At 32.0% G+C, this 23742-nt stretch carries 17 protein-coding genes; 8 read left to right on the top strand and 9 right to left on the bottom strand.

The features are described from left to right. Window positions 1-257 (top strand): hypothetical protein (locus B2Y85_RS02080; protein WP_372518822.1); only part of this gene is annotated, 257 nt, incomplete at its 5' end. 481 nt (window positions 258-738) lie between these two features. On the opposite strand, the gene B2Y85_RS02085 is transcribed toward B2Y85_RS02080, so the two are convergent. Genes B2Y85_RS02085 through accD form a run of 4 tightly spaced genes read right to left on the bottom strand, consistent with a single transcriptional unit; the run spans window position 739 to window position 5792 of the window. After that, window positions 739-2766, bottom strand: a complete 2028-nt coding sequence (locus B2Y85_RS02085; RefSeq protein ID WP_372518823.1) for an LPS-assembly protein LptD — start codon at window positions 2764-2766, stop codon at window positions 739-741. Window positions 2767-2769: 3 nt separating this feature from the next. Continuing rightward, window positions 2770-3711: an ROK family protein gene (locus B2Y85_RS02090; RefSeq protein ID WP_372518824.1), complete on the bottom strand. Its 942-nt coding sequence runs from the start codon at window positions 3709-3711 to the stop codon at window positions 2770-2772. Then, entirely contained in the window at window positions 3704-4984 is a 1281-nt protein-coding gene (locus B2Y85_RS02095) for a bifunctional folylpolyglutamate synthase/dihydrofolate synthase (protein ID WP_372518825.1), read from the bottom strand. Before B2Y85_RS02095 ends, B2Y85_RS02090 begins: the two co-directional genes overlap by 8 nt. Before the next feature lies 1 nt (window position 4985). Further along, on the bottom strand, window positions 4986-5792 hold the full coding sequence (gene accD / locus B2Y85_RS02100) for an acetyl-CoA carboxylase, carboxyltransferase subunit beta (RefSeq protein ID WP_372518826.1): 807 nt from the start codon (window positions 5790-5792) through the stop codon (window positions 4986-4988). 183 nt (window positions 5793-5975) lie between these two features. Between accD and B2Y85_RS02105 the strand changes: the two genes are divergently transcribed. Then, window positions 5976-11801, top strand: a complete 5826-nt coding sequence (locus B2Y85_RS02105; protein ID WP_372518827.1) for a hypothetical protein — start codon at window positions 5976-5978, stop codon at window positions 11799-11801. A gap of 114 nt (window positions 11802-11915) precedes the next feature. On the opposite strand, the gene B2Y85_RS02110 is transcribed toward B2Y85_RS02105, so the two are convergent. Next, a complete protein-coding gene (locus tag B2Y85_RS02110; protein WP_372518828.1) occupies window positions 11916-13370 on the bottom strand; it encodes an SH3 domain-containing protein in 1455 nt (484 codons plus the stop codon). Window positions 13371-13470: 100 nt separating this feature from the next. On the opposite strand from B2Y85_RS02110, the gene B2Y85_RS02115 reads away from it, so the two are divergent. Next, window positions 13471-14034 (top strand): hypothetical protein, encoded by a 564-nt coding sequence (locus tag B2Y85_RS02115; RefSeq protein WP_372518829.1) that lies wholly within the window; start codon window positions 13471-13473, stop codon window positions 14032-14034. Between the two features lie 3 nt (window positions 14035-14037). On the opposite strand, the gene B2Y85_RS02120 is transcribed toward B2Y85_RS02115, so the two are convergent. Then, window positions 14038-14763, bottom strand: coding sequence for a hypothetical protein (locus B2Y85_RS02120; RefSeq protein ID WP_372518830.1), 726 nt, complete (start codon window positions 14761-14763; stop codon window positions 14038-14040). Between the two features lie 119 nt (window positions 14764-14882). On the opposite strand from B2Y85_RS02120, the gene mnmG reads away from it, so the two are divergent. From mnmG to B2Y85_RS02145, 5 genes are all read left to right on the top strand, one after another. Further along, a complete protein-coding gene (gene mnmG, locus B2Y85_RS02125; protein WP_372518831.1) occupies window positions 14883-16655 on the top strand; it encodes a tRNA uridine-5-carboxymethylaminomethyl(34) synthesis enzyme MnmG in 1773 nt (590 codons plus the stop codon). 316 nt (window positions 16656-16971) lie between these two features. Continuing rightward, the gene (locus tag B2Y85_RS02130) at window positions 16972-17754 is read left to right on the top strand and encodes an EFR1 family ferrodoxin (RefSeq protein WP_372518832.1); all 783 of its coding nucleotides are present in this window, start codon (window positions 16972-16974) and stop codon (window positions 17752-17754) included. Further along, window positions 17742-18017: a SemiSWEET family sugar transporter gene (locus B2Y85_RS02135; protein WP_372518833.1), complete on the top strand. Its 276-nt coding sequence runs from the start codon at window positions 17742-17744 to the stop codon at window positions 18015-18017. Before B2Y85_RS02130 ends, B2Y85_RS02135 begins: the two co-directional genes overlap by 13 nt. Continuing rightward, on the top strand, window positions 18018-18599 hold the full coding sequence (locus B2Y85_RS02140) for an opacity family porin (RefSeq protein WP_372518834.1): 582 nt from the start codon (window positions 18018-18020) through the stop codon (window positions 18597-18599). A gap of 198 nt (window positions 18600-18797) precedes the next feature. Further along, window positions 18798-20168 carry a 2-isopropylmalate synthase gene (locus B2Y85_RS02145; RefSeq protein WP_372518835.1) on the top strand — a complete coding sequence of 457 codons (1371 nt, stop codon included), beginning with the start codon at window positions 18798-18800 and terminating at the stop codon, window positions 20166-20168. A gap of 108 nt (window positions 20169-20276) precedes the next feature. On the opposite strand, the gene B2Y85_RS02150 is transcribed toward B2Y85_RS02145, so the two are convergent. The 3 genes from B2Y85_RS02150 to B2Y85_RS02160 all read right to left on the bottom strand — a co-directional run bounded on the left by B2Y85_RS02150 (window position 20277) and on the right by B2Y85_RS02160 (window position 23542). Next, window positions 20277-20573, bottom strand: a complete 297-nt coding sequence (locus B2Y85_RS02150) for a DUF192 domain-containing protein (RefSeq protein WP_372518836.1) — start codon at window positions 20571-20573, stop codon at window positions 20277-20279. 91 nt (window positions 20574-20664) lie between these two features. After that, window positions 20665-21498, bottom strand: a complete 834-nt coding sequence (gene lipA / locus B2Y85_RS02155) for a lipoyl synthase (RefSeq protein WP_372518837.1) — start codon at window positions 21496-21498, stop codon at window positions 20665-20667. A gap of 175 nt (window positions 21499-21673) precedes the next feature. Continuing rightward, complete coding sequence (locus B2Y85_RS02160) at window positions 21674-23542, bottom strand: phospholipase D-like domain-containing protein (RefSeq protein WP_372518838.1); 1869 nt, start codon at window positions 23540-23542, stop codon at window positions 21674-21676. Window positions 23543-23742 lie beyond the last annotated feature (200 nt).

Consider the following 23742-nt stretch of genomic DNA (forward strand, 5'->3'; position numbering starts at 1 on the left):
CGACATTTACGGCAGATTTTGATTTAATATTTATAGACGGAGAAACAAAGTTCAGAATAGGTTTGGAAAGTTATATATTAGATGATAAGTTGGGAATAAGACTCGGCGGCAGAGAAGAAGCTTTTGATATAGGTTTCGGATACGAATTTACATTCTTGAACGATTCAACATTAGCAATAGATTATGCTTTTGAGTTGCCGTTTGAAATAGAAGAATCATACGGTTCACATTTTATAGCCGTTTCTTTCCGTTTCTAAGAAACGGAATAGTGAAACGGATTTATCTTTTAAATTCTAACTTCGTATTTTTGGTAACCTAAAATCTTAAAGTCTCCAACGACCACTACCGACAACGAGATCCCGCATCAAGTGCGGGATGACAAAAAAAACTAATTTAAAATATGTAAATCCTTTGAAAGGCAAAACATCGCAGTCGGCAAATGCTTTATTCTAAGCAAAAACTTGAAAACTCTTAGAAAGCCAAGAACGACAAACAGCGAGATCCCGCATCGAGTGCGGGATGACAAAAAAGTAACTAATTTAAAATATGTAAATCCTTTGAAAGGCAAAACACCGCAGTCGGCAAATGCTTTATTCTAAGCAAAAACTTGAAAACTCTTAGAAAGCCAAGAACGACAAACAGCGAGATCCCGCATCGAGTGCGGGATGACAAAAAAAACTAATTGAAAATATGTAAATCCTTAGCAAGAAACATTTTTATGACACTGCTTCGCAAATTTTATCTCCAAGGATAGAATTCTTCATCAATTTCTTTGGTACCGTCTTTTTTGGTGAGTGTGGGGACATTTGATTTCATTTCAAACTTTAAATAAAACTCAAAATATTCTTCTCTGAGCCTGAAACTTGCCCCTAAATTGAAACAATGCAAATCTCTGTATACTTTTAACTCCTGATCTCTTTTAGACCACTTATTTTCGGTATAGTGATTTGTTATTCTTATAAGATAATCAAGTCTCCATTTGGAATTTAACCAAAAACCTATACCTGAAACCAAATCAATTTCTTCCGGCCTTAATTGATAATAAAAAGCGGAAAGTTTAAAATAAAATCTTTCAAGCCTTCCGAACATAGAATCAAACTGTAAAGAATTGAATTTAAACGGATGCAAATCTTGTGTTTGTTTTAAATATAATGTTATTTTAGACGACGGAACATAGGTTAATTCCGTTATAAACGGATACCAATCTATATAACCCAATCCTTCCAAATCTCTAAAATCGTAACCGGTAGTGTTTCTTACGGTTAAATTGGAATTTGTGTAAATATAATTATTAAACAAAATAGCATTTTGTTCCACACCTTTATCAAAAGAATCGGTATCTATATTTAATCTGTTAATATCGGACCTTACTTTCGCATTATATGATAAGTTCCAATCCATCCACCATGTAGGTCTGTATCTTGTATTTAAAGAGCCGTAATATCTTGTTGTAAAGTTTTTATCGTCATCTTCCGGGTTTATACTGTCGTAAAAAGTTCCGTTTACGCCTAAAGTAGGTTTAACGGTCATTTTTTTTGATATTCTGTAATCTTTTGTTATGTTGTAGTCGGCATAAGCGCTTATTCTTCTGTAATCGTAAGTAGCGGAAGAATATTCCATTTCATAATTTGTTTTATTTTCGAAATTAAAAGTAAAGCTGCTGTATGCTCCTAAAGTTTTTGTAGGATATAAAGAATAATAAACCTGCGGTAATATTAAGTAAGAACCGTTCTGAATTTTATCCGTTATGGGATTATATATTTGATATAATTCCGACAATACTCTTAAATTCGATTTTCTGCCCTGCCTTGTAATTGAAGCATACGATCTTCTTTTGTTCAATACTCTGTCCCAATCGTCGAGCGAATATCTGTTATTGAAATAAGAATCACTAACAAATTCCGCATGAGATTGTATAGTCCACAAATCGTTTATCTTTTGCCAATAAGACGGTTTTATCATCCACCTTTGAGAATCTTCTTCTCTGTCTTGTGTTCCGTAAGCGTATAATGTTGCTTTTAAGTTATCTTTATCGTAATAGTTTGTTTCAAGCCCTATACCTTCGCCTTTTGTACCTAAATAATCCAATAAAAGTGCGGAATTCAATTTATCCGTAAATTTATACTTTAATTTAGCCTTTGCGGAAAGACCGCCGTCGTTAGTGTAACCCGGCTCTATTTCGTAACTGAATTTACTGTCTGAACCTGCTAAATTTCTTGTATATTTCGGAAAATAAAATACGGGAACTTTACCTACATAATAAGTTGCTTTGTAAATTGTTATTCTTTTATCTGCAACAAACACACCTTTTTTTGCAAAAGCATAGTGGTGGGGATTATCCAAATCGCAGTTGGAAAGTTTTACTTTTTCTATTTCGTAAGTATCGGAAGAAACTTTTACCATCTTTTCTGCTTTAAAAAAAATTGATGACGATGTTCCGAAAGTATTTTCAAGGTCGCCTTGTTCTTTTGCCATATCATATTGAACTTTGTCGGAAACGAGAAGATTCTTCTCTTCGGTAATTTCAACATTTCCTTCGGCGGTAAGATGCTGATCTTTTATTCTCATTTCAATATTATCGGCTTTTATTATTTTGCCTGTCCATTCAAGTTCTATGTTTCCCGAAGCTGTAATAACTTCGTCGTCTTGTTGGTATGTTAAAGAATCGGCTTTTATTGTCACTTCATAAGCACAATAAGCTTGTGAAGCAAAAATAAAAGATAAACATAATACGGATAATAAGAAGATTATTTTTTTACGAAGCATTTGTTAGTTTTTTACAAGCATTGCCGCACCTACAACACCGAGCTTACTTGTATATTTGGATACTATAATCCTGCAAGCTTTTGCAGCGGTTTTAAATGCTCTCTTTTTTATTTGTTCTTTAGCAGGTTTAATAATTAAGTCGCCCGCATTGCTTATCCCGCCGCATAAAACAATACAATCGGGATTAAAAAAGTCTATAATATCAGCTAACAATATTCCTAATTTTTCTCCGGCATTGTTCCAAACTTTTTTTGCAACGACATCGCCTTTTTCTGCCGCTTGAGACAACAGTTTCGGAGTAATTTGTTCTATATCGTTATTTGCCAACTTCACTATATATTTAGATTTTTTTGTTTTAAGCAAATCTATTGTTTCTTTTACTATATGTCTTACACCGATATATGTTTCGGCACAGCCGTAATTTCCGCAATTACACTTTCTACCGTCGGGAACAACCGTAATATGTCCTATTTCGCCCGCCGTTCCGCTGTTACCTCTGAAAAGTTTTTTGTTTATTATTATTCCGCCGCCTACACCTGTTCCCAATGTTACGCAAACCATATTGTCCGCTTTGGCTTTGACATCGAGCCAATAAGCACCTATTGCGGCAGTGTTGGCATCGTTATCCACAAAAACAGTTTTGCCCGTTAATTTTTCAATATCTTTTTTTAATTGAACTTTGTTCCATTTCGGAAGGTTAGGGGAAAATCTTACTATTCCCTGCTTAAAATCTATATCGCCGGCAATACCTATACCGATAGTTTTTACCTTGTTGTAGTTTTTAAATTTTTTAAATACTTCCACTATATTTTCAATGACCGATTTCGGACTTGCATTTATATCCGTATTAACGACGGCTTCTTCTATAACATTAGCTTTATCGTCAACTATTGCTATCTTTATTAATGTTCCGCCCATATCTGCACCAAGATAATAATTAGTCATTTGTTTCCTCTATAAATTTTAGTATCGTTCCCGCTAAATAAAAGGAACCTAAACATATATAAACATCGTTATTTCTTATATTTTCAAAAAATTGTTTTACCGTATCGTAAGTATAAATTTCTTTTTTATCGATATATTTAGAAAATTCTTTTTTCAAAACATTAGTATCGGCGGCTCTGGAATTTTCCACTTTTAATAAACTTACATTATCGAAAACTTTCGATAACTTCTTTATTACCGCTTTAACATCTTTTTCCTGCATAACCGCAAAAACAAGTTTTGTACCTTTTTTATAAAAAGGGGATTTTTTATATAATGCAATAAAATTATCTATTGCCTGTATATTATGTGCCCCGTCGATAACAAAAGAACATTTTTTGCCGTCTGTTTTATATTTTCTGTAATCAAACCGTGCCGGCCATTTTATATTTTTACAAACTTTTTTTACGGTGCTAAACTTTATTTCAGGTAAATCTTTTTTCAGTATCTCGCAAACAGCCAAAGCTGTTGCCAAATTATACACTTGCGAGTCGCCCAATAAAGAAAAACCTGTTACTAAGTTTTTGTTTAAACCGCAATATCGTATTTCTTGAGCAATTTTATTCCAATTATAACTTATATGTTCGGCTTTAAAATCTTTATTGTAAACAAAAATTTTTGAATTTTTCTCTTTGGCAACTTTTTTTATTACTGCAAGAGCTTCTTTTTTTATATTACCGCATACTACGGGAACATCTTTTTTTATTATACCGGCTTTTTCAAAAGCTATTTTTTTTAATGTATTTCCCAAAATTTCGGTATGATCGAAATCTATACTTGTAATAACAGAAACTAAAGGGGTAACAATATTTGTAGCATCAAGCCGTCCGCCGAGTCCGGTTTCAAGCACCGCAATATCAACTTTGTTTTTAACGAAATATATAAAAGCAAGTGCCGTAATATATTCGAAATATGTAAGTTTATACTTTTTCGATATATTTGAGTATTTTTTGTCCAACGATTTCAGTTGGTTATCCGTTACAGGGAAAGAATTTATTTGTATTCTTTCGTTTATTTTAATAAGGTGGGGAGAAGTATATAATCCCGTTTTGTATCCCGAATTTATTAAAATTTCCGAAATTGTTTTTGCCGCAGAACCTTTACCGTTAGTTCCGGCAATATGTATATATTTTATTTTGTTGTAATCAACACCGATATCGGACAAGAATTTTTTTATTCTGTCCAACCCGAGCACCATTGTTTTATATTCTTTTCCTGATTCAACGGAAATCATTTTATTTTGCTTTAAATACAAAGAACTTTATTATTTTTATTATGGTATCTTTCAAATTTTTTCTTTCAACTACCATATCAACCATTCCGTGTTTTAACAAAAATTCGGATAATTGGAAACCTTTAGGTAATTGTTGCCTTATTGTTTGCTCTATAACTCTGGGACCTGCAAAACCTATTAATGCGTTCGGTTCCGCTATTATAACATCGCCGAGCATCGCAAAAGATGCGGCAACACCGCCGGTAGTAGGATCGGTTAACACTGAAATAAAAGGTAATCTTTTTTTGCTTAATTTAGCAAGTGCGGCAGAAGTTTTTGCCATTTGCATTAAAGAAATAATACCTTCCTGCATTCTTGCTCCGCCGGAAGCAGCCACCAAAATTACCGGCATTTTTTTCTCTATAGCTTTTTCTATAAGACGAACAATTTTTTCGCCTACCACAGAGCCCATACTTCCGCCCATATATTCAAAATCCATTACACCTATCGCAACCGGATATCCGCCCATTTTAGCTTCGCCGGTACGAATAGCATCTTTTATTTTATAAGAATCTTTTTTTACTTTATATCCGGGAAAACCTATTACATCAACAGGTTTTAAATCCGCATTTATTTCTTTAAAAGAACCTTTATCGGTTAAATATTCTATTCTTTCTTTGGAATTTAATCTTAAATAATATCCGCATTTCGGACATACCATAAAGTTTTCTTCAAAATCTTTTTGAAAGATTATTTGTTCACACTTCTTACATTTTGTCCATAATCCTTCAGGTAATCCTTTTTTGTTACTGACAGATGTTACCATCATTTTTATTTACCTCAATAAGCTATGTTTTATTAAACAAATTAAATCTTAAATATTATACAATTTTTTTACTTAAATAGATACACAACCGCAGGCAAGTTAAAATTATCGGCTTGAAACTTAAAAAAAAAGATATTAAACTATTATATTATTAAATAATATATATTATACAGTCAGGGAAAACATATGAAAAAAATACTAAGCATAGTTGTTTCTTTGTGTTTTATCAACTTAACAATAACCGATATTTATGCCGTTCTTTTGCCTGAAACCGCCGCCGTTGCCGTTAACGGTGCTGCCGTAGTTGCCGATTATCCCGTTCTTCCGGAAGATGTGGGTAAAATAGTTCAAGATATGTATGTTTTGGGTAACAGAACCGTAATAAATATTCAAGATTTACATTCCGATGAAAACACTCAAAAAAATATAATTTCAATATTGGAATTTCTTACGGATAACTACGATGTCAAAAACATATATTTTGAAGGTGCCATCGGCAATTTGGATTTTGCCTGGCTAAATTCCATAAAAGACAATTCTTTAAAGAAAACTATTGCCGAAAAACTTTTATCCGAAGGCAAAATTACCGGTGCGGAATACTTTGGCTTGTTCAACGAAAAGCAAAATATTTCTTTTGTAGGTTTGGAAGAAGAAAAAATATATAAAGAAAATTTTGTTATTTTGGAAAAAATGTATGAAAACAGAAAACTGATAACCGAAAAGATAGAAAACATATCCGATATATTAAAAAGTGCGGGGGAAAAGGTATACAATTATAAACTTTCCGTTCTTAATGATTTAGTTGACGATTACAACAATAAAGAAATATCTCAGGCACAATATTATTCGTATTTATTTAAACTGTTAAAAATGAATTCGATTTCAACATCGGACTTTGTTACTGTTAACGAATTCTTAAATACGGAAAAAGTATTTTCCGATTTAAATTTAACAAAATTAGAAAAAGAAGTCTTACAAATCAATAACGAACTAAAGAAAAGTTTGCCTTACGAAAAATATTCAAAACTTCAAAAAACATTTACAAATTATCCGAATATGTATTATAACGAACTGGCAAAATATGTGTCGAACAACGATTTACAAAAAAAGTATGGTGAGTTTATAAAATTTACAAATTTCATAAAACAAAAAAATTCTCTGGATGTAATGAACCTTTTAAGGGAAGAAAAAAGCTTATCCGATACTTTATACGATAATATTGCAAAAACGGTTATTGAAAAAGATTTGGTGTTTTTAAACTCTTATACAAACGGGTTGCAGCTGTTTTTTACAAACAGACTTCCTTCTTTAGAATATGAATATATAAAAAACAACTTTGACAGATATTGTATTTTACTTGAAAATTATGTTTCCAATACGGATATAACCGAAATAAAACAATGGTATAAAACCGTTGAAAAATTCTATTCCAACAACGAAAAAAGAAATTTTTCTTTCTTGGAAAGCATGTTGAAAAAGAGGATATCGGAAGAAGATTTTGTAAACAGTCTTGTAGTAAAAAACAGCGACAGAAAATCTTTTGAAGAAATATTGTATTCCGTAAAACAGCCTGTTGATATTATGATAACCGGCGGATATCACAGCCAAGGTTTAAAAAGTTTAATGGCAAAAATGAACATAAATTATGCCGTCATTATGCCGAATGTTCGCTTGGCAAACACAAAAAGCAGTGAAGAAAAGTTTTATAAAGATTATTTAAAACAATATTCCGTGCTTTCAAACACATACCAAAAATTCATAAGAAGTTCCGTTATGAATACACCGTGGAACGACCCCGTAAAAGTTATAACGGGAACATTTTTTGATTATACCGTTTTGCAGGAACTTTCAAACAACTTAAAAAATCCCGAAGAAGTAACGGAAATTTTACAAATTATACAGCAACATTTTGCGGATATTTTAAAACAAAAAGGTATAAATATTAATGCAAAAGTAACAAATATAGAATCCTTCGGCGATAAATCTTTTGTAATAACCGTTTCCGAAAACAACAAAGAGAGATTTTTCTATATTTCGGAAGATGTTTCCGGAGAAATTAAAAACAAAAAAAATGTTCCGGCAATAGAAAGAGAAATTGAAACGGCAACCGAACAACCTAAAACAAAAACTTCAAAAAATAAATTATTGAAAAGACTTGCACGATTTATGACTTTTATTTTTGTTTTACCGTTAATGGCTGTTATGGGCGGAGGCGGAGGAATTGCTTTTTCTAAAGACGAGCGGGAATCTCAACCTAAAAAAGGGCTTACAAACAACGGTTCTCAAATAAAAGCAACCGATCCGGAACAAATTGAATATACGGATACCGTTATTGAAGAAAATGCAAATGTTTCTTTAAACGGTAAAATTAAATTGAATAATATTTTTGTAGGTAACAACAATAAACTTTCTTTAAAGGCCGGTCAAAATACGGTTATAACGATTAAAGATGTAGATATGAGCACAATAGGTGAACTTGATATAACAATAGAAGATAACGGAGAATACGAAATCGTTTCAGAAGACGGTATAGTAAAAGTTTATAAAATATTACACACGGATTTTTCTTCTTCCGCAAAAAAAAGAGCCGAGCTTGTTTCCGTTATAAAAAAAGGAAATTTATTTTTGCCGAACGAAGCAAACTGGGACAGCCAAAATGAAGGGCCCGTTATAGTTTTTTACGGCAGATACGGTTCTTGGACAAGGGAAGAAGATATAGAAAAAAGAACGGAATTAATATATAAAGGTAAAGAAGTAATTTACATTAATGTATCCGATTATACTTCAATGAGCGGAGAATTAAACAAAAATCAATTAATCGGATTTTTAGAAAAAAACAACTTAAAAGAAAAAAATATTTGTATGGATCTTTCTTTAATAGAAGAACGATTTGCAAAACCGTTGGCTGCTTTAACCGATATTTGGAGCGAACAAACAAAATCAACAACTTTTATAAATACGGAAGTCCCAATATCTTTGTTTGCGGCAAAATCCACTTTTTCGTTTAGCAGAGCAAACAAACATTTTTATTTGAATTCCGACGGAACATACAAAAGGTATCCTTATAAAGACCGTAATTGGTTAAGAAGCATATTACAACAATATTTTCCGAGTTTTAAAGAAAAAACATTCGTTTTTGTTTGGCCCGTGGAATCTGTTAAATACACATATTTTACACCTAAGTTTGCAGACGGCGGTGCTCCCGAACAAAGAATATCAGCTTTCGAGCCGTTTAAACAATTTATGGATAAAGCAAGAGAATACAGTTCAACGGGGAAAGATTCTATTGTGTTTATTCCCGGATATTTAATATCGGAGCTTGCAATGTATTTGCAAAATCCCGATATCGGCGACGAATTTGCGGATATCACTTACGGAGAATCTACTGATATAAATCATTTCAATGTTTGGTATAAAAAACAAGATGCAAAAGATATTGAAAAAATAGAAGTTTTAAAGTTAGATAATTTAACGATAGTTATGTATCCGGAAGGAAACAGAGGACACAACGAACAGGCATATTTAAAAACACTTATGGCAACATATACCTTCGGCAAAGAAAGTTTCGACGGAATGTTGACACAAGCCGGTTATACATGGAAGGCGAATACCGTTTATGTTTATGAAGGTAAAGAAATGGAAAATTTGGATATGGAAGCACAACTGTTAAAAAATCCTTCAATAAAAACAGGTAAAGTGTCTTATGTATACGACAATTTAAAAAGAGTCTTTATAGATCTTTATTCCAATATGAACAGAGTTTTCAGAACAATACTGCCGAAATTCACAAAAGGTAATTGGGTTCATGTTGAGGAAAGCGTATTGGAAGAAATAGATATTACACAAATAAAAGAATCCGCAACGGCGAAAGCAAAATTGGGTTTCGATTCTTTTGAAGTTATTCCCGTAAAAGCAAACCTTTTAAATGAAACCGATTACGGAACGCCTGTTATTTTGGAACAGGACGGAAAAAAGATTCCCGTATATACTTTGGATTTTGAAGGTGCCAAAGTTTATCTCGTAGGGGTGACAAGAAACGATATTCTTTGGCAGGATTGTGTTTTGAATTATGTTAAAGACAATTTAAAAGATTATAAAAACAGCATAATTTCCTTCGACGGGTTACCTCAGATATCCGCAGTAAGAACAAAATTTTTGTTTCCGTTGGGTTTTGTTCCGGTAGTATTGAATTCGGATATAAAAATAAACCCGATGATAGAATCTTTGGGATACGATGATATAATCGATACATCCGATATCGTTGCAAGAATAGGAAACACTCAATTAAAGTATCCTCATGTTGCAAGTGATATGAAAGAAATATCGGAAGCAATAACTGTAATAAAAGCTTTAAAAAAGAAATCTTTCTTGGGACAATTTTCCAAAGATAAAACTTCTTATGTAGGGGTAAAAATAGCCTCGGACGAACATATTTTCAATAATGAAGCGGAAGAAAACGAGTTTATAGAAATATTAAAAGGAACCGATATAGATTCCGTTACGGTTGTTATAAGAGATAACGATTTGGGTGTGCATGTGTTAAACAGAGAAACCACCGTAAAAGAAAATTTAATAAAATTATCTCAACAATTACATAAAGAAAACAAAGAAATAATATTGGAATATACTTTTAGATTTATAGACGAATTTTTCAAAACTTTTGTAAGAACCATACAGGAAGATTGCAAAGATATGGATTTGGACGGCATCAAGCTTGATTTGGCGGATTGTTCCGCAGAAGATATAAGCAAAGCCGTAGAAGACTTAAAAACTATAAGAAAAAATCTTCCCGATTTAACAATATCCGTACAGGTATCGAATGCGGTGTGGGAACAATTCTCGTCTTTTTTTGAAGAATTAAATATTACAAGAACGGTATCGAGCAAAGAAGAACTTCTTATCGGCGAACACGATTTAACCGCAATGTCGGATGTAAATTATGAAATATCAATATATAAGAATCAGCAGGAATACGAACAAAAAGTGTTTAGCTTATCCAACCAAAGAGACAGATTATTGGATAAAGATCCCGAAAAGATTTCTCCCTCATTAATGCCTTTACTTGAATTAGGGGAAGAAAAGTTTGCCGACCAAATAATAGATAACAGATTGGAAAACATCTTTCAAAAAGTAGTTCTTAACGATTCAATAGGAAGATTAATTTTGCCTGTTAACATGCTTTATGCACAGAGATTGAAAGATAATGAAAATTCAAATGTTATACAAGCTGTATCGAATTTGATAAGATTATTCAAAGAATCCAAAGGTATGAACGAAAGAAGGCGTTTTGCCTACGAATACGGTTTACAACAACAAGTAAAATTAACGGAAGAGCAAGAACAGGAAATTGCGGAAATTTTAAGAGGAGAAAGTAAGACTTCCGCCGGCAGTTATGTAAGAAAAAATTTTCCTTATGTCTTTGATTATTTTGTGGAATCAAGACAGACAAGAATAGAAATAAGCGACAGCTTTTTGTTCGGTGTATATGAGGCAAATGTTATAAGAAAATATAAAGAAGGCTTTTTCGGAAAAGTATTGGAGTTTATAATTGATGACAGCGTTTCTTTCGATACACAAGAAAACGCAAACCGCAGACAAACATTATTCTATAAAACTTTGGCACAAATTTATTTGTATAAAGATACAAAAAACATTAAAGATGTTTTTTCTTTATCTGCCGATGAATTTAAATTCTATGAAGGTAAAAACTACAAAGAAAATTATTTAAATGCTCTTATGAGAGAGTTGCAATCCAGAGAGCGTATCTATAACGGAATGACAGTATTCGAAAAAGGCTTTCCAATATTGGTAAAAAATGTTAACGGATATTTGCCGAACAGAGAAGAAACATTGTATGAAGCAAGAGTATTAATGAAAGGTTTGTTAATGGCATATAAAACAAAAGAAACAGAACCCGTATTACCGGAAATCGATACACAATTACAAATCGAAGATACATTTATCGACGAAAATACAGGCAATCGTATTAACGATATGTTGACAAGAGCTTAAAACAATTAGTAATTAGTAATTTTGGTGTCCTACGGACAAATATTTTATAGATTACTTCTCTTCGTTCGTAATGATGACCTGTTTTCTGTCATTGCTCAAGTTTAAAGTTTGATGTTATTTGATAACATTAAATTTTGATACTCTGTCTATAAGAGAATTTCCGGCAACTTCGGAACCGATTTCCAAGTCTGAAACGATGGTTTTATTGATATAGTTTACCGTTTTTTCGTTCTTTTCGGTATAAGAAGTTACACCCCAAATACATTGTATAACATAAGGTTTATTATCTTCTTGCCCGATATATAACATTATATGACCGGATAAATAAATAAAAGATATTCCGGCAACCGCATTTTCTATTATAGAATTATTTTTTACGGTATCATCATCTTTTTTATTTAATTTAAAAATTTGTCCGCACTTTATTTTTTGAACCGATGTTTCGGGAAGTAATATTCCGAAACAATTAAATATCTGTCCCAAATATCCGGAACAATCTTGTTCTCCGTTTGCTCCGCCCCATCCGTAAGGGGAATGTAAGTGATTAAAAGCCAAATTCAGAGCATTTCTTTGTGTGTAAGGAACATAACCTATATTTGCTTCTTTAAAATTCAAATATCCTTTTTGAATAACCAAATTTCCTTCGGAATCCGATGAAGGAATATTTACACATATATATTTTGTTCCTTTTTTGCCGACATAAGGAAACTTTGCACCCATTCTTGCATATTCCAAAAACTTTGTTCTTTCTTTATCCGTAAAAATATCGGCTTTGTCTTCCGTAATTACTACGGGCTTTTTCATTTCCACCCATTTGTTAAAAGTTTTTCTGTCGGTAAAAGCAAGGTTTTCCGTTTGTATCCAACCTTCTTCTGTAGGTGTTGCTACATAGCACCACGATTTATCTTTTGTTTGACATAATACCAATACCGGGGTTCCCAAATCTATACTTTCTTCCTGTAATCTGTCTATATCTTTTGAATTTAAACTTGATATAATTTTTTGAGAAGTAGGCAAAAGTCTTACTTCGTTATATTTTGTGGTTACGGCAAATCTCACTTCAACCATATCGTTTTCGGGAAGATTAATTTTTTCATCTAAAGTAACAAAAAAATCGGGGAACAAATGTTCTCCGTATTCGTTAAGATAATTCTTTTTCGATATGAAAGAAGAAGTTTGTTTGAATGTTTTTTCCAATCTTTCTTTAGATATGAAATTCGGATATCCTTTCATATTTGAAATACCCAGATGTAAATTAAAAATATCTTTATTGAGCTGAGCTATTTGTTTTTTGTCTAATATTATCTTATCCGGTTCGGCAAGTTTGGATATCCAATAACCTTCCGTTTTTAATTGTTTGGGAGTATTATCTTCAAACACAACTTTATCGAAAGTTTTTCTGTATATTAAAGAAACCGGATTTTTTATAACGGCTCTTTTTTTTGATATTTTTACAGTGATATAATCGATTCCCGTTTCTTTTATTTTTACTTTTTTGCTTTTTGCAAAAGAAACATTTACGAAACAAAACAATGTTAATATAAGTATTACAAAAATTTTCTTATTCATAGAAAAAAAATACTCCGTACAAATTTTAAATTTATTGTTTTAATTATAATTTATAAATTATAAATTGTAAATTATAAATTGTAAATTGTATAATATATTTATGAATAAGATATTGAAAATTTTTATTATTTTTGTTTCTTTATTAACAATTGGCGATTTTTGTTTTGCCGAAAAACAGGTTTTAAACAAAAAACTAAACAAAGTCCCAAAAGTAAAAAACTATGAAATTATTATTCCTGAAGTTTTAGCTTTGGATTCAAGAACGGCTCTTTCAAGAAACGAAATAAACATAATAGACAAAAAGAGTTTCAAAAATCTTCAAAAATATAAAAAAATATTAACCAAAGAAATAAACACTACCGGGCTTAAATATACCGATGTTTGGGTGGAAAGGATGCGGGAAACGGCAAAAGAACTAAAGAAACATCCAAACACTATTATCATTATAGAGGGTTTTAGAAATACCGAAATGACAGAACGGGAAAACATTGCATTATCAAAAGAACATGCTTTGTTTGTTGCTTCCGTTTTTAAAGATGTATATAAAATAAAAAACACAATGGCCGCAATCGGCAGAGGCTTGGAAAAAAACGAAGAACTTATTTATAATTGTGTAATAATATCTCTGATAAAAGATATCAATCCGTCACAAAGTATTCAATAAAAATTATTTTTTTCCTATTTTGTCGATAGCATCAAGGTAAGCTTTATAATGAAGAGTTTTTTTAGGCTTTTTGTATACTTTTATTTCCGCAGCGGTCGCACCGCCTTTTAACAATTTACTTTTTAAAGCAATCATTTTATCAATATCCATACTTTTATTTTTCAGCGGAATATAAAAATAGAAGTTTTTGCTGTCACAATTATCTAAATATTTTTCCGTATCTTTAACCGGTTTTAACATATTCATACAAAAAGCACCGTCGAAAGTATCATACATCAAATTAAACAACAATGCCAAATCTCCGCCGAAACCCGTTCCGGCAACATAAACCTGTATTTCTTTCGGGTTACAAGTTCTTTTCAGTCTGCTTATTTCCCTTAAAATTCTGTCGTTTACACTGTCTAAATTTTCTTTTTTTTCAATTAATTTTTTGTAATCACCGAAATCGTAGCCCATAATAAAAAGTCTTTCTTTTTCGGATTTATATTCCCATCTGAGAGCTTCTTTAACAAAACCGCCGACCTCAAGTTTTTTCTTTTTGGGATTATCTATATCGTGAAACAACACCAATATTTTGATTTTTTCTATAACGGGTTCATCTTGCATTATGTATATATACGGAGTGTAAATATAGAAATTATCGAAAAATTCTAATTTCTCGTAAGCATAAGAATATTTTATATTTAAAAGTAAAACTGCTATTAAAAATGCCGTTTTTAAAAAATTCATAAAAATCCTTACATATTCACATGTATATTCTAATAAATTTTTTTTACTTTTTAAATAACATTTTTTTCTTGAAAAAATATCTTATTTATTGTAAATTAAGTTTTAATAAATTTAAGGACATGTATATGAACAAATATGATGTTGTTGTTATAGGCGGCGGTAATGCGGGTTGTGAAGCCGCTCTTGCTCCCGCAAGAATGGGATTAAAAACATTATTAATAACACAAAGTGTGGATTTAATAGCAAATATGCCCTGCAATCCTGCTATCGGCGGTATTGCAAAAGGTCAAATTGTAAGGGAAGTTGATGCTTTGGGCGGAGAAATGGGTTGGATTACCGATATGGCCGGTATCCAGTTCAAAATGTTAAACAAATCAAGAGGCCCTGCCGTATGGTCTCCGAGAGCTCAATGCGATAAAAAACTTTATTCCACATTTATGCAAAATTCGATAATATCACAAAAAAATTTGGATTTGTTACAGGCAACCGCCACACAACTTATAATAGAAAACGGTAAAGTTGCGGGTGTAAAAACAAATTTGGATGAAACAATATATGCACAAGCCGTTATTGTTACCACGGGAACATTTTTAAACGGTAAAATTTTTGTAGGCAAAACTGTATTTAACGGGGGAAGATTCAGCGAAGCATCTTCCACGGATTTGTCGGAATCTTTGAAAAAAGATTGCGGGCTTGAAATATCAAGATTTACAACATGTACTCCACCGAGAGTTAACGGAAGCACGGTGGATTATTCCAAAATGACTCCGCAACCGGGAGATAATCCGCCGATACCGTTTTCGCATTTTACAAACACTAAAGTTTGGCAACAAACAAAAAAACAAGTTCCGTGCTTTTTGGTATATTCAAACGAAACAACACACAAAATTATTCAAGACAACATAAAAGAATCTTCTTTATATAACGGTCTTGCAAATGCTCACGGTCCGAGATATTGTCCGTCGATAGAAGATAAAATCGTCAGATTCCCGCAAAGAACAAGACACCAATTATTTTTAGAACCGGAAAGTTTAAGTACACAGGAAATTTATATTAACGGCCTTTTCACGGGATTAGGGGAAAAAGTACAACAGGAAATATTGCATTCCATTGAAGGATTGGAGAATGTAAAAATAATAAGATACGGTTATGCCATTGAATACGATTATATTCCGCCTACACAAACGAAACATACTCTTGAAACAAAAAACATAGAAAATCTTTACCTTGCGGGACAAATTAATGGAACAACCGGATATGAAGAAGCCGCGGGACAAGGAATAGTTGCCGGAATAAATGCCGCACTGAAAATATTGCAAAGAGATCCTTTAATATTACACAGACAAGAATCTTATATCGGTATTTTAATAGACGATTTAGTAACGAAAAATGTCGATGAGCCTTATAGAATGTTCACTTCGCGAGCCGAATACAGATTAAGCATAAGAAACGATAATGCGGATTTAAGACTTATGGAATTAGGACATCATATAGGTTTAATATCCGATGCAATGTATAAAAAATTTACATTATACAGACAAACGTTGGTAGATTTGTATGAAGGAACGGGGGCTCCGTTACCTACGGACGAAGAGCTCAGTCCATGGTCTATTGAAAAGGTTAACGAAGAACTTGAAATAACAAAAAAATACGAAGGTTATATTCATATACAGGAACAGTCGGCAAAAAAGTTGGCTAAATACGAAAACAAACAGATACCGAAAGATTTTGATTATGATTCCATTTCAACTTTGTCGGCGGAAACTAAAGAAAAGTTGAAAAAAGTTTTACCGTTAACATTGGGACAAGCTAACAGAATACCGGGAATAAAACCGAGTGATATTTTATTTTTAAATATAGCGATTGAGAAAGCCAAGAAAGGCAATTTATAATTAGTGTCGTTCAAGACCTTAAGATTTTGAGTTACCTTATTCTTGGCATCCAAAGGATTTCGAGATTTGGTCGTTGTCATTGCCGTTCAAGATCTTAAGATTTTAGGTTAGAATGAAGCAACTAACGAATGAAGTGTATATGGATCCCGGAAGGGCATACTCGATTGAGTTAGTTGCAAAATTATAACCAAAATATTAAGGTCGCTATAAATTTTATTTAAGTTAGATGTACATAAAGAAGGCAAATGCAAAATTATAAGTAAAAAATAAAACTCGCTTCGCTAAAATATGAATAAAATTTTTCGGAGAAAAATTTATGAATAGGAAAATAAATATATATGTCTTTTCCGGAACAGGAAATACATTTCTTGCAGCAAACAAAATTTCGGAAACATTTAACAAAAATTCTTACGATTCAACCGTTCACAAAATGGAATCGATAAAACCGCAGGATATAAACTTAAATTCCACTATCGGTATAGGGTTTACTACCGCATTCTGGAACACTTTTCCGTTTGTAAGAACTTGGATAGATTCTCTTCCCGATGGCAACGGTGCCGAAACTTTTCTCTTTACCACAATGGGAGACAGTTCCTGTGCAATGATAGCTCACATTGCAAAAATATTGGAAAAGAAAAACTATAAAATTATCGGTGCAAAAGGTTTTATAATGCCGAACAATTTTTTGCTTGTATTAAACGATGCTAAAAACATAGCAAGAATAGAAAAAAATTTATTAAAAGCAGAAGAATATGCAAAAGGTATTATTAACGGTAACGGATATATAAAAAAAACTAACATTTTTTCTTCTTTAGCTTTTTGTATTTCAAGTTTTGTTACCACGAAATTATGGAAAACAAAACTTGCGAAAAAGATAATGAAATTTAAAGTCGATACAAAAAAATGTAACGGATGCGGAACATGTGCAACTCTTTGCCCTACGGAGAACATTGAAATTAAAGATATTCCGCAATTTAAGGACAAATGTATTTTTTGTTTAAGGTGCGCATCTTATTGTCCTCAGCAAGCATTAAGCAACAAAATACTTTTAAAAACTTACAGAGCCGTAAATTTAAAGGATATGTTATGGAAAAAATAATTATAGATTTTTTAGGATATATAGCTGCAACTATCACGACAATAGCTTTCTTACCGCAAATAATAAAAACGGTTAAATCTAAATCCGCTAAAGATGTTTCTATGGGAATGTTTGTATTGTTTACCACGGGAGTTTTTTTGTGGATAGTTTACGGTATTTTAACAAGCACATATCCGGTACTGATAGCAAATGCGGTTATATTCTGTTTAGCCCTTACACAAATTATATTAAAAATAAAATATGATAAAGAAGAGAAAAAATAAATGAAAAAAACATCATTATTAATATTGTTTATTCTTTTTTGCAGCACAAATATTTTCGCACTTGAAAACGATACTTTGTACAAGTATGCCAAATTAGATTTTTGTTTATCGGCAGGTTCAACGGAAACTTACGATAAAGAAGACAGAGAAAGAAGTATGGTAAGTATCGGTTTTATGGCAAATGCCGCCTTCGGACTTCAACTTAACAGGTTCAGATATGAAATTTCCTATCAGGAAAGAGCGGAAGTTTCCGAAATGTTACAAACAATGTTGGGACTTGTAAGCACTTTAACCGTTAGAGCAGGTATGGCAAATGTTTTTTACGATTATCTTACAACCAAACATTTTGCAATGTATGTAGGTACAGGTGTTGGTTTGGCTTATTATGATTTAACGATGAAAACATGGTCGGATTTTTATGAAGACAGCGGATATTCTTGTATTTTGGGCGCTTATACCGGTCTTACTTTTATAATAAAAGAAGTTTTCTTTATAGATTTAGGTTTTGACTACTACTACATAAACAAACCGGAAACAAACTCTTTCGCACCGAAAATCGGTTTCCGTTATGCATTTTACTAATTGTCGTTTAGTTTGTTATTGCGAGGAGGTGTAACCGCCGCGGCAATCCATCTGTTGTCGTTTCCATACCTCAATTCTGTCATTGTCGTTAATTACTAATTATAAATTGTAAATTATAAATTATAAATTGCCAATATATATTGTTTTAATACTCTTTTTTTAATATAATGTAGTTTCATCTTAATACGGGAGGGATAAATGTTAGTTTACAATAAAAACAGAAAAATGCTTGAACCTGAAGAATACACATTTGAACTGCAGGATGTTAAAGAGCCCAACTTGTTAAGAGAAACTTTTTCTTATTCGGATATTCCTAAAATAGCTTTTAATAATACTGTTGTTCCTATGAATCCGCCTGAAAATATTTGGATGACCGACACCACTTTTAGAGACGGTCAACAGGCTTTTCCGCCTTTTACCGCAGATCAAATTTCTCATTTATTCGACTTAATGCACCGTTTGGGCGGCCCTAACGGTATGATAAGACAAACGGAATTTTTCTTATATTCCGACAAAGATAAAGAAGCTGTAAGAAAATGTCAGGAAAAAGGTTATGAGTTTCCTCAAATTACATCTTGGATAAGAGCAAACAAAAACGATTTTAAATTAGTTAAGGAAATGGGAATAAAAGAGACCGGAATTTTAACTTCATGTTCGGATTATCATATATTTTTAAAACTGAAGAAAAACAGAAGACAGGCTCTCGATATGTATTTAGATATTGTTAGAGCCGCTTTAGAAGAAGGTATTGTTCCGAGATGTCACTTTGAAGATATTACAAGAGCGGATTTTTACGGTTTTGTTATACCTTTTGCAAAAGAGTTAATGAAACTTTCGAAACAAGCAAATATGCCGGTAAAAATAAGAGCATGCGATACATTGGGTTTCGGAGTTGCATATCCCGGTGTTGCTTTACCGAGAAATGTTAACGGAATAATGTATGGTTTAACTCACCATGCCGGTGTTCCTTCCGAATGGCTCGAATGGCACGGACATAACGATTTTTACAGAGCATTAACAAATTCTACATTTGCTTGGCTTTACGGTTGTTCCGGAATTAACGGAACATTGCTCGGAATAGGGGAAAGAACCGGAAATACGCCTATAGAAGCTTTAGCCATAGAATATGTTGCTTTCAGAGGCGACCATAACGGTATGGACTTATCCGCAATAACCGAAATTGCAAAATATTTTAAGACGGAATTAAAATATGATATTCCGAATATGCAGCCGTTTGTGGGTGCACATTTTAATTCCACAAGAGCAGGTATTCATGCAGACGGATTATTAAAAGAACAGGAAATATACAATGTGTTTGATACTAAAGCAATATTGAACAGACCGCCGGAAGTTGCAATTACCGACAGAGCAGGTCTTGCCGGTATTGCTTATTGGATAAATACTCAACATCCGAACTTTAAAGATGATGACAAAAAAATAGATAAGACACATCCGGGAGTTGTAAAGATAAAAGAGTATATCGACGAACTTTTTAAAGGGGACAGAAGAAATCCTTTAACAAAAGAAGAACTTAACTCGTTGGTAGAAAAATATATCATTAACGGATAGTCGTTTAGTCTGTCATTCCGGACTTGATCCGGAATCTATAAAAAAAACAAAAAGCAGGAAGATTTTTCTTCCTGCTTTTTTTATTCATTATACATTGTAAATTGTACATTATACATTGTCGTTTGGTATTTCCAATATATGGTATGTGTTTTTAACGGGCAATATAAATCTGAAAGGTTTTACATTTGTATATTTTTTTACTACATTAAAATCTTTATCCAAACAATAAACATCTATGTTGAATTTCATAAAACAAGTGTGTATGGAATTACATTTTTTAATAAGCAAATTAAAAGATTTTTGTTCAGGCACAAACATTAACCCTTTGAATCTTTCAAAAAAAGATTCGGCAACATAAACATCTTTGTATTCTTTGTTGTCGATAATCAAATCTGTTTTCTTCAAAATAGTCTCTTTTTTCTTTTTAGCTAAACGAATTTATCTTTTAAATTCTTTGAAAGCAACCAACGACAAACAACAAACAGCAAACTATAAGCTAATTTTTGTTTTGCAAAAATTGATATGTGTTTTCCGCAAAATATGAGCTTCTTACATATTTCCCAGATACACAGGTTTTTATACCGACATCCAAAGCTTTTTGTTTTAAACTTTCAAATTCTTCGTCGGTATATTCTTTTACCATTTCGGCATTATCTTTTAACGGTTTCAAATATTGACCTATTGTTAAAATATCACAATCTATTCTTTTTAAATCTTTAAAAAGTTCAAGGAGTTGTGTTTCCGTTTCACCGAGTCCCAACATTATTCCGGTTTTTGTAATAAATCCTTTTTTCTTTGCATAACTTAAAACATCCAAAGATCTGTTATAATCAGCCCATTTTCTGAACTTATATAAAGAGGGGACAGTTTCCACATTATGGCCGAAAACATCCGGTTTTGAAGATAATACAACATCTATACTTTTTGTATCACCTTTAAAATCCGGAACCAACAATTCTATTTTTATATCACTTATTTCTTTTCTTATAACATTAACCACATTTTTAAAGTGTTCCGCTCCGCCGTCGGGCAAATCATCTCTTGTTACCGAAGTTATAACGACATATTTTAAGCCCAAATTCCTTATTGTGTTTGCCAATTTTAAAGGTTCGTCTTTATCTATATCCAACGGCTTGCCGTGTGTTGTAGCACAAAAAGCACAATTTCTTGAACAAACATCACCCAATATCATAAAAGTTGCCGTTTTATGTTTGAAACATTCACCTATATTCGGACATTTAGCGGCTTGACATACGGTATGAAGTCCGCTTTGTTTAAAGTTTTTTTTCAATAAATCCAAATCCGCCAAACTTATTCTCTTCTTTTCCACAAAAAAAATCCTCCGGATTTTTTAAGCTTAAAGCTTATAGCTTATAGTTTTTGGTAAAATTTTGTCTCACAAAATTTTCTAACAAACAACAAAAATTCACTTTGTGAATTTTTACAACAAACTTTAAGCTTTCAGCTATAAGCTATAAACAGATTTAATTTTTGTTTTTAAAAAATTAAATCAAATAGTAAATAAACGGGACATCTACTTCTTTTTCGAACTTATCCGACACTTCAAAATCAGGTTCGAATAAAGTTTCTATCAATTCATTTACCAACTTTTCGTCATAAAAAGCAACATTAATTTCTCTGTTCTTAAACATACTGAGTTTATTAAAATTCGCACTGCCCACACAAGCCCAGTTATCATAAACCGCAGCTTTAACATGTGTCATTTTAGGATAAAAATAAACATCTATACCGTTTTCTATAAAATAGTTTGCTATTTTTAAATTCGTTTTATCGTATATAACCAAATCATTTACACCCGGCAATATAATTTTTACATCCACGCCCCTTTGTTTGGCAAGAACAAGTTCTTCTGCCAACACTTTTTCCGTAAAGTAAGGATTTTCTATATATATTCTTTTTTTTGCTCGTCTTATAGCTTCAAGTTGTGCTTCATATATTTGGTAATCCGTTGAATCCGTATACAACAACCTTACATTTATCATATCGTCTGCAGGTTTGTTTTCTTTTCTTTTTACTTTTGTAAATAAGCTTCTGTATGCTACGGCAAAATCGCCGCCAAGCCCCGCAAACGACCAGGATTTGTAAAAAAGTTTTACTATGGGTGAAACAACAGGTCCTTCCAAAGATACCATTAAATCGTGCCAATTATATCTGTATTCGCTTGCAATATTCATACCGCCTATATACGCTTTCTTTCTATCCACCAAAAATATTTTTCTGTGGTCGGAAATAAGCCAAGTATCCGGATGCATTCTTACTTTAATATCGGAATCTTCTTTTAAAGTATCAACAATATCTTTCGGCTCTTTATAATCTTTTATTATGGGGTCTTGATTTGATTTGGAATTTGTAAGACTTCCGATATAATCTATCAATACTCTTACATCAACTTTTTTTGAAAGTTCTTTCAAAAGACTTATTATTTCCATAGCAAAAGTATCTGTTTTAAAAATGTACATCTGTATAAAAACGGAATGAGTTGCCTGTTTTGCGGTTTCTATAAAATCATTAAAAAAACTTTCTCCGTCTATAAGAAGTTTTATATCGGCTTTATATTCTTTTGTCCCCAAATCTTCGTCTAAAAATCTATTAAAATCATCCAAATCCATCATACATTGATTACAGTCATTATCCAAATAAAAATCTTCCGTTAAAATGGGAGCAAACGACATGAGAGACGACGATGCCGTAGAAAACAATCTGTATCCCGATGTAAAGGGGGATTTTATTATGGGAACGATATGGTTTTTCACTATAAACGAATATAAAAATTTACCGCTTGAAACCAATATATTGCTGTCATTTTCTTTCTTTTGATAAGGCGGCAAAATCAAAGGCATAACATAATTTTTTTCGGTATCCACATAGAAATAAACTATATCGGAAATGTTTTTTGTTAAAGCCAAAAATTTTGTTTCATCGGGAAATTTTTTCTTTATAATATTTACAACACTTTCTATTGCTTCTTTTGTTTTTTGTTTATTGTATTTCTTTTCTTCTTTTAACTCTTTACTTAATGAAGGAGCGGATATGTTGCCGTCAACATTATAAACATTATCCAATTGTATTTCCGCTTCTAACTCTTTGGTTGTTCCTAAATCCGTTTCGTATTCATATTTTAATATTGCCAATTTCTTTTTTATACCGTTTTCAATAACCATTTCGTTGATTATTTGTTGATATTTTTCATTTGATATTATTTCTACCGATTCCATATCGTTTTCTTTCTTTTTTGTTTTTTCGGCATCCAATTTCAATCTTTTAACGGAATTATTTTTGTATTGTTTGGGAATTCTTAGTGTAAGATAAAGATTTTTTGCACCAAAATCCAAAAAAAGTTTGTTTTTTATCACAAAAACATTTGAAGGGATTATTGAATAGTTAGCAATAGCGGACAAATCAATTTGTTCTTTCTGAGAACAAAAGCATACAGATACAAACAAGACAGTAAAAAGTAATGATAAGAAATATTTGAGCATAAGAATTAGTAATTAGCAATTAGTAATTAGCAATTTCTGTGTCTTTCGGACAAATATTTGATAGATTCCGAATC

The organism is Candidatus Ruminimicrobiellum ovillum, from assembly GCF_002392975.1.
Lineage (GTDB): Bacteria > Elusimicrobiota > Endomicrobiia > Endomicrobiales > Endomicrobiaceae > Ruminimicrobiellum > Ruminimicrobiellum ovillum.

What these genes read in the sequence shown, in the direction of transcription:
- B2Y85_RS02085 (WP_372518823.1), bottom strand. Translation starts at nt 2,766, where the DNA reads ATGCTTCGTAAAAAAATAATCTTCTTATTATCCGTATTATGTTTATCT.
- B2Y85_RS02090 (WP_372518824.1), bottom strand. Translation starts at nt 3,711, where the DNA reads ATGACTAATTATTATCTTGGTGCAGATATGGGCGGAACATTAATAAAG.
- B2Y85_RS02095 (WP_372518825.1), bottom strand. Translation starts at nt 4,984, where the DNA reads ATGATTTCCGTTGAATCAGGAAAAGAATATAAAACAATGGTGCTCGGG.
- accD (WP_372518826.1), bottom strand. Translation starts at nt 5,792, where the DNA reads ATGATGGTAACATCTGTCAGTAACAAAAAAGGATTACCTGAAGGATTA.
- B2Y85_RS02105 (WP_372518827.1), top strand. Translation starts at nt 5,976, where the DNA reads ATGAAAAAAATACTAAGCATAGTTGTTTCTTTGTGTTTTATCAACTTA.
- B2Y85_RS02110 (WP_372518828.1), bottom strand. Translation starts at nt 13,370, where the DNA reads ATGAATAAGAAAATTTTTGTAATACTTATATTAACATTGTTTTGTTTC.
- B2Y85_RS02115 (WP_372518829.1), top strand. Translation starts at nt 13,471, where the DNA reads ATGAATAAGATATTGAAAATTTTTATTATTTTTGTTTCTTTATTAACA.
- B2Y85_RS02120 (WP_372518830.1), bottom strand. Translation starts at nt 14,763, where the DNA reads ATGAATTTTTTAAAAACGGCATTTTTAATAGCAGTTTTACTTTTAAAT.
- mnmG (WP_372518831.1), top strand. Translation starts at nt 14,883, where the DNA reads ATGTATATGAACAAATATGATGTTGTTGTTATAGGCGGCGGTAATGCG.
- B2Y85_RS02130 (WP_372518832.1), top strand. Translation starts at nt 16,972, where the DNA reads ATGAATAGGAAAATAAATATATATGTCTTTTCCGGAACAGGAAATACA.
- B2Y85_RS02135 (WP_372518833.1), top strand. Translation starts at nt 17,742, where the DNA reads ATGGAAAAAATAATTATAGATTTTTTAGGATATATAGCTGCAACTATC.
- B2Y85_RS02140 (WP_372518834.1), top strand. Translation starts at nt 18,018, where the DNA reads ATGAAAAAAACATCATTATTAATATTGTTTATTCTTTTTTGCAGCACA.
- B2Y85_RS02145 (WP_372518835.1), top strand. Translation starts at nt 18,798, where the DNA reads ATGTTAGTTTACAATAAAAACAGAAAAATGCTTGAACCTGAAGAATAC.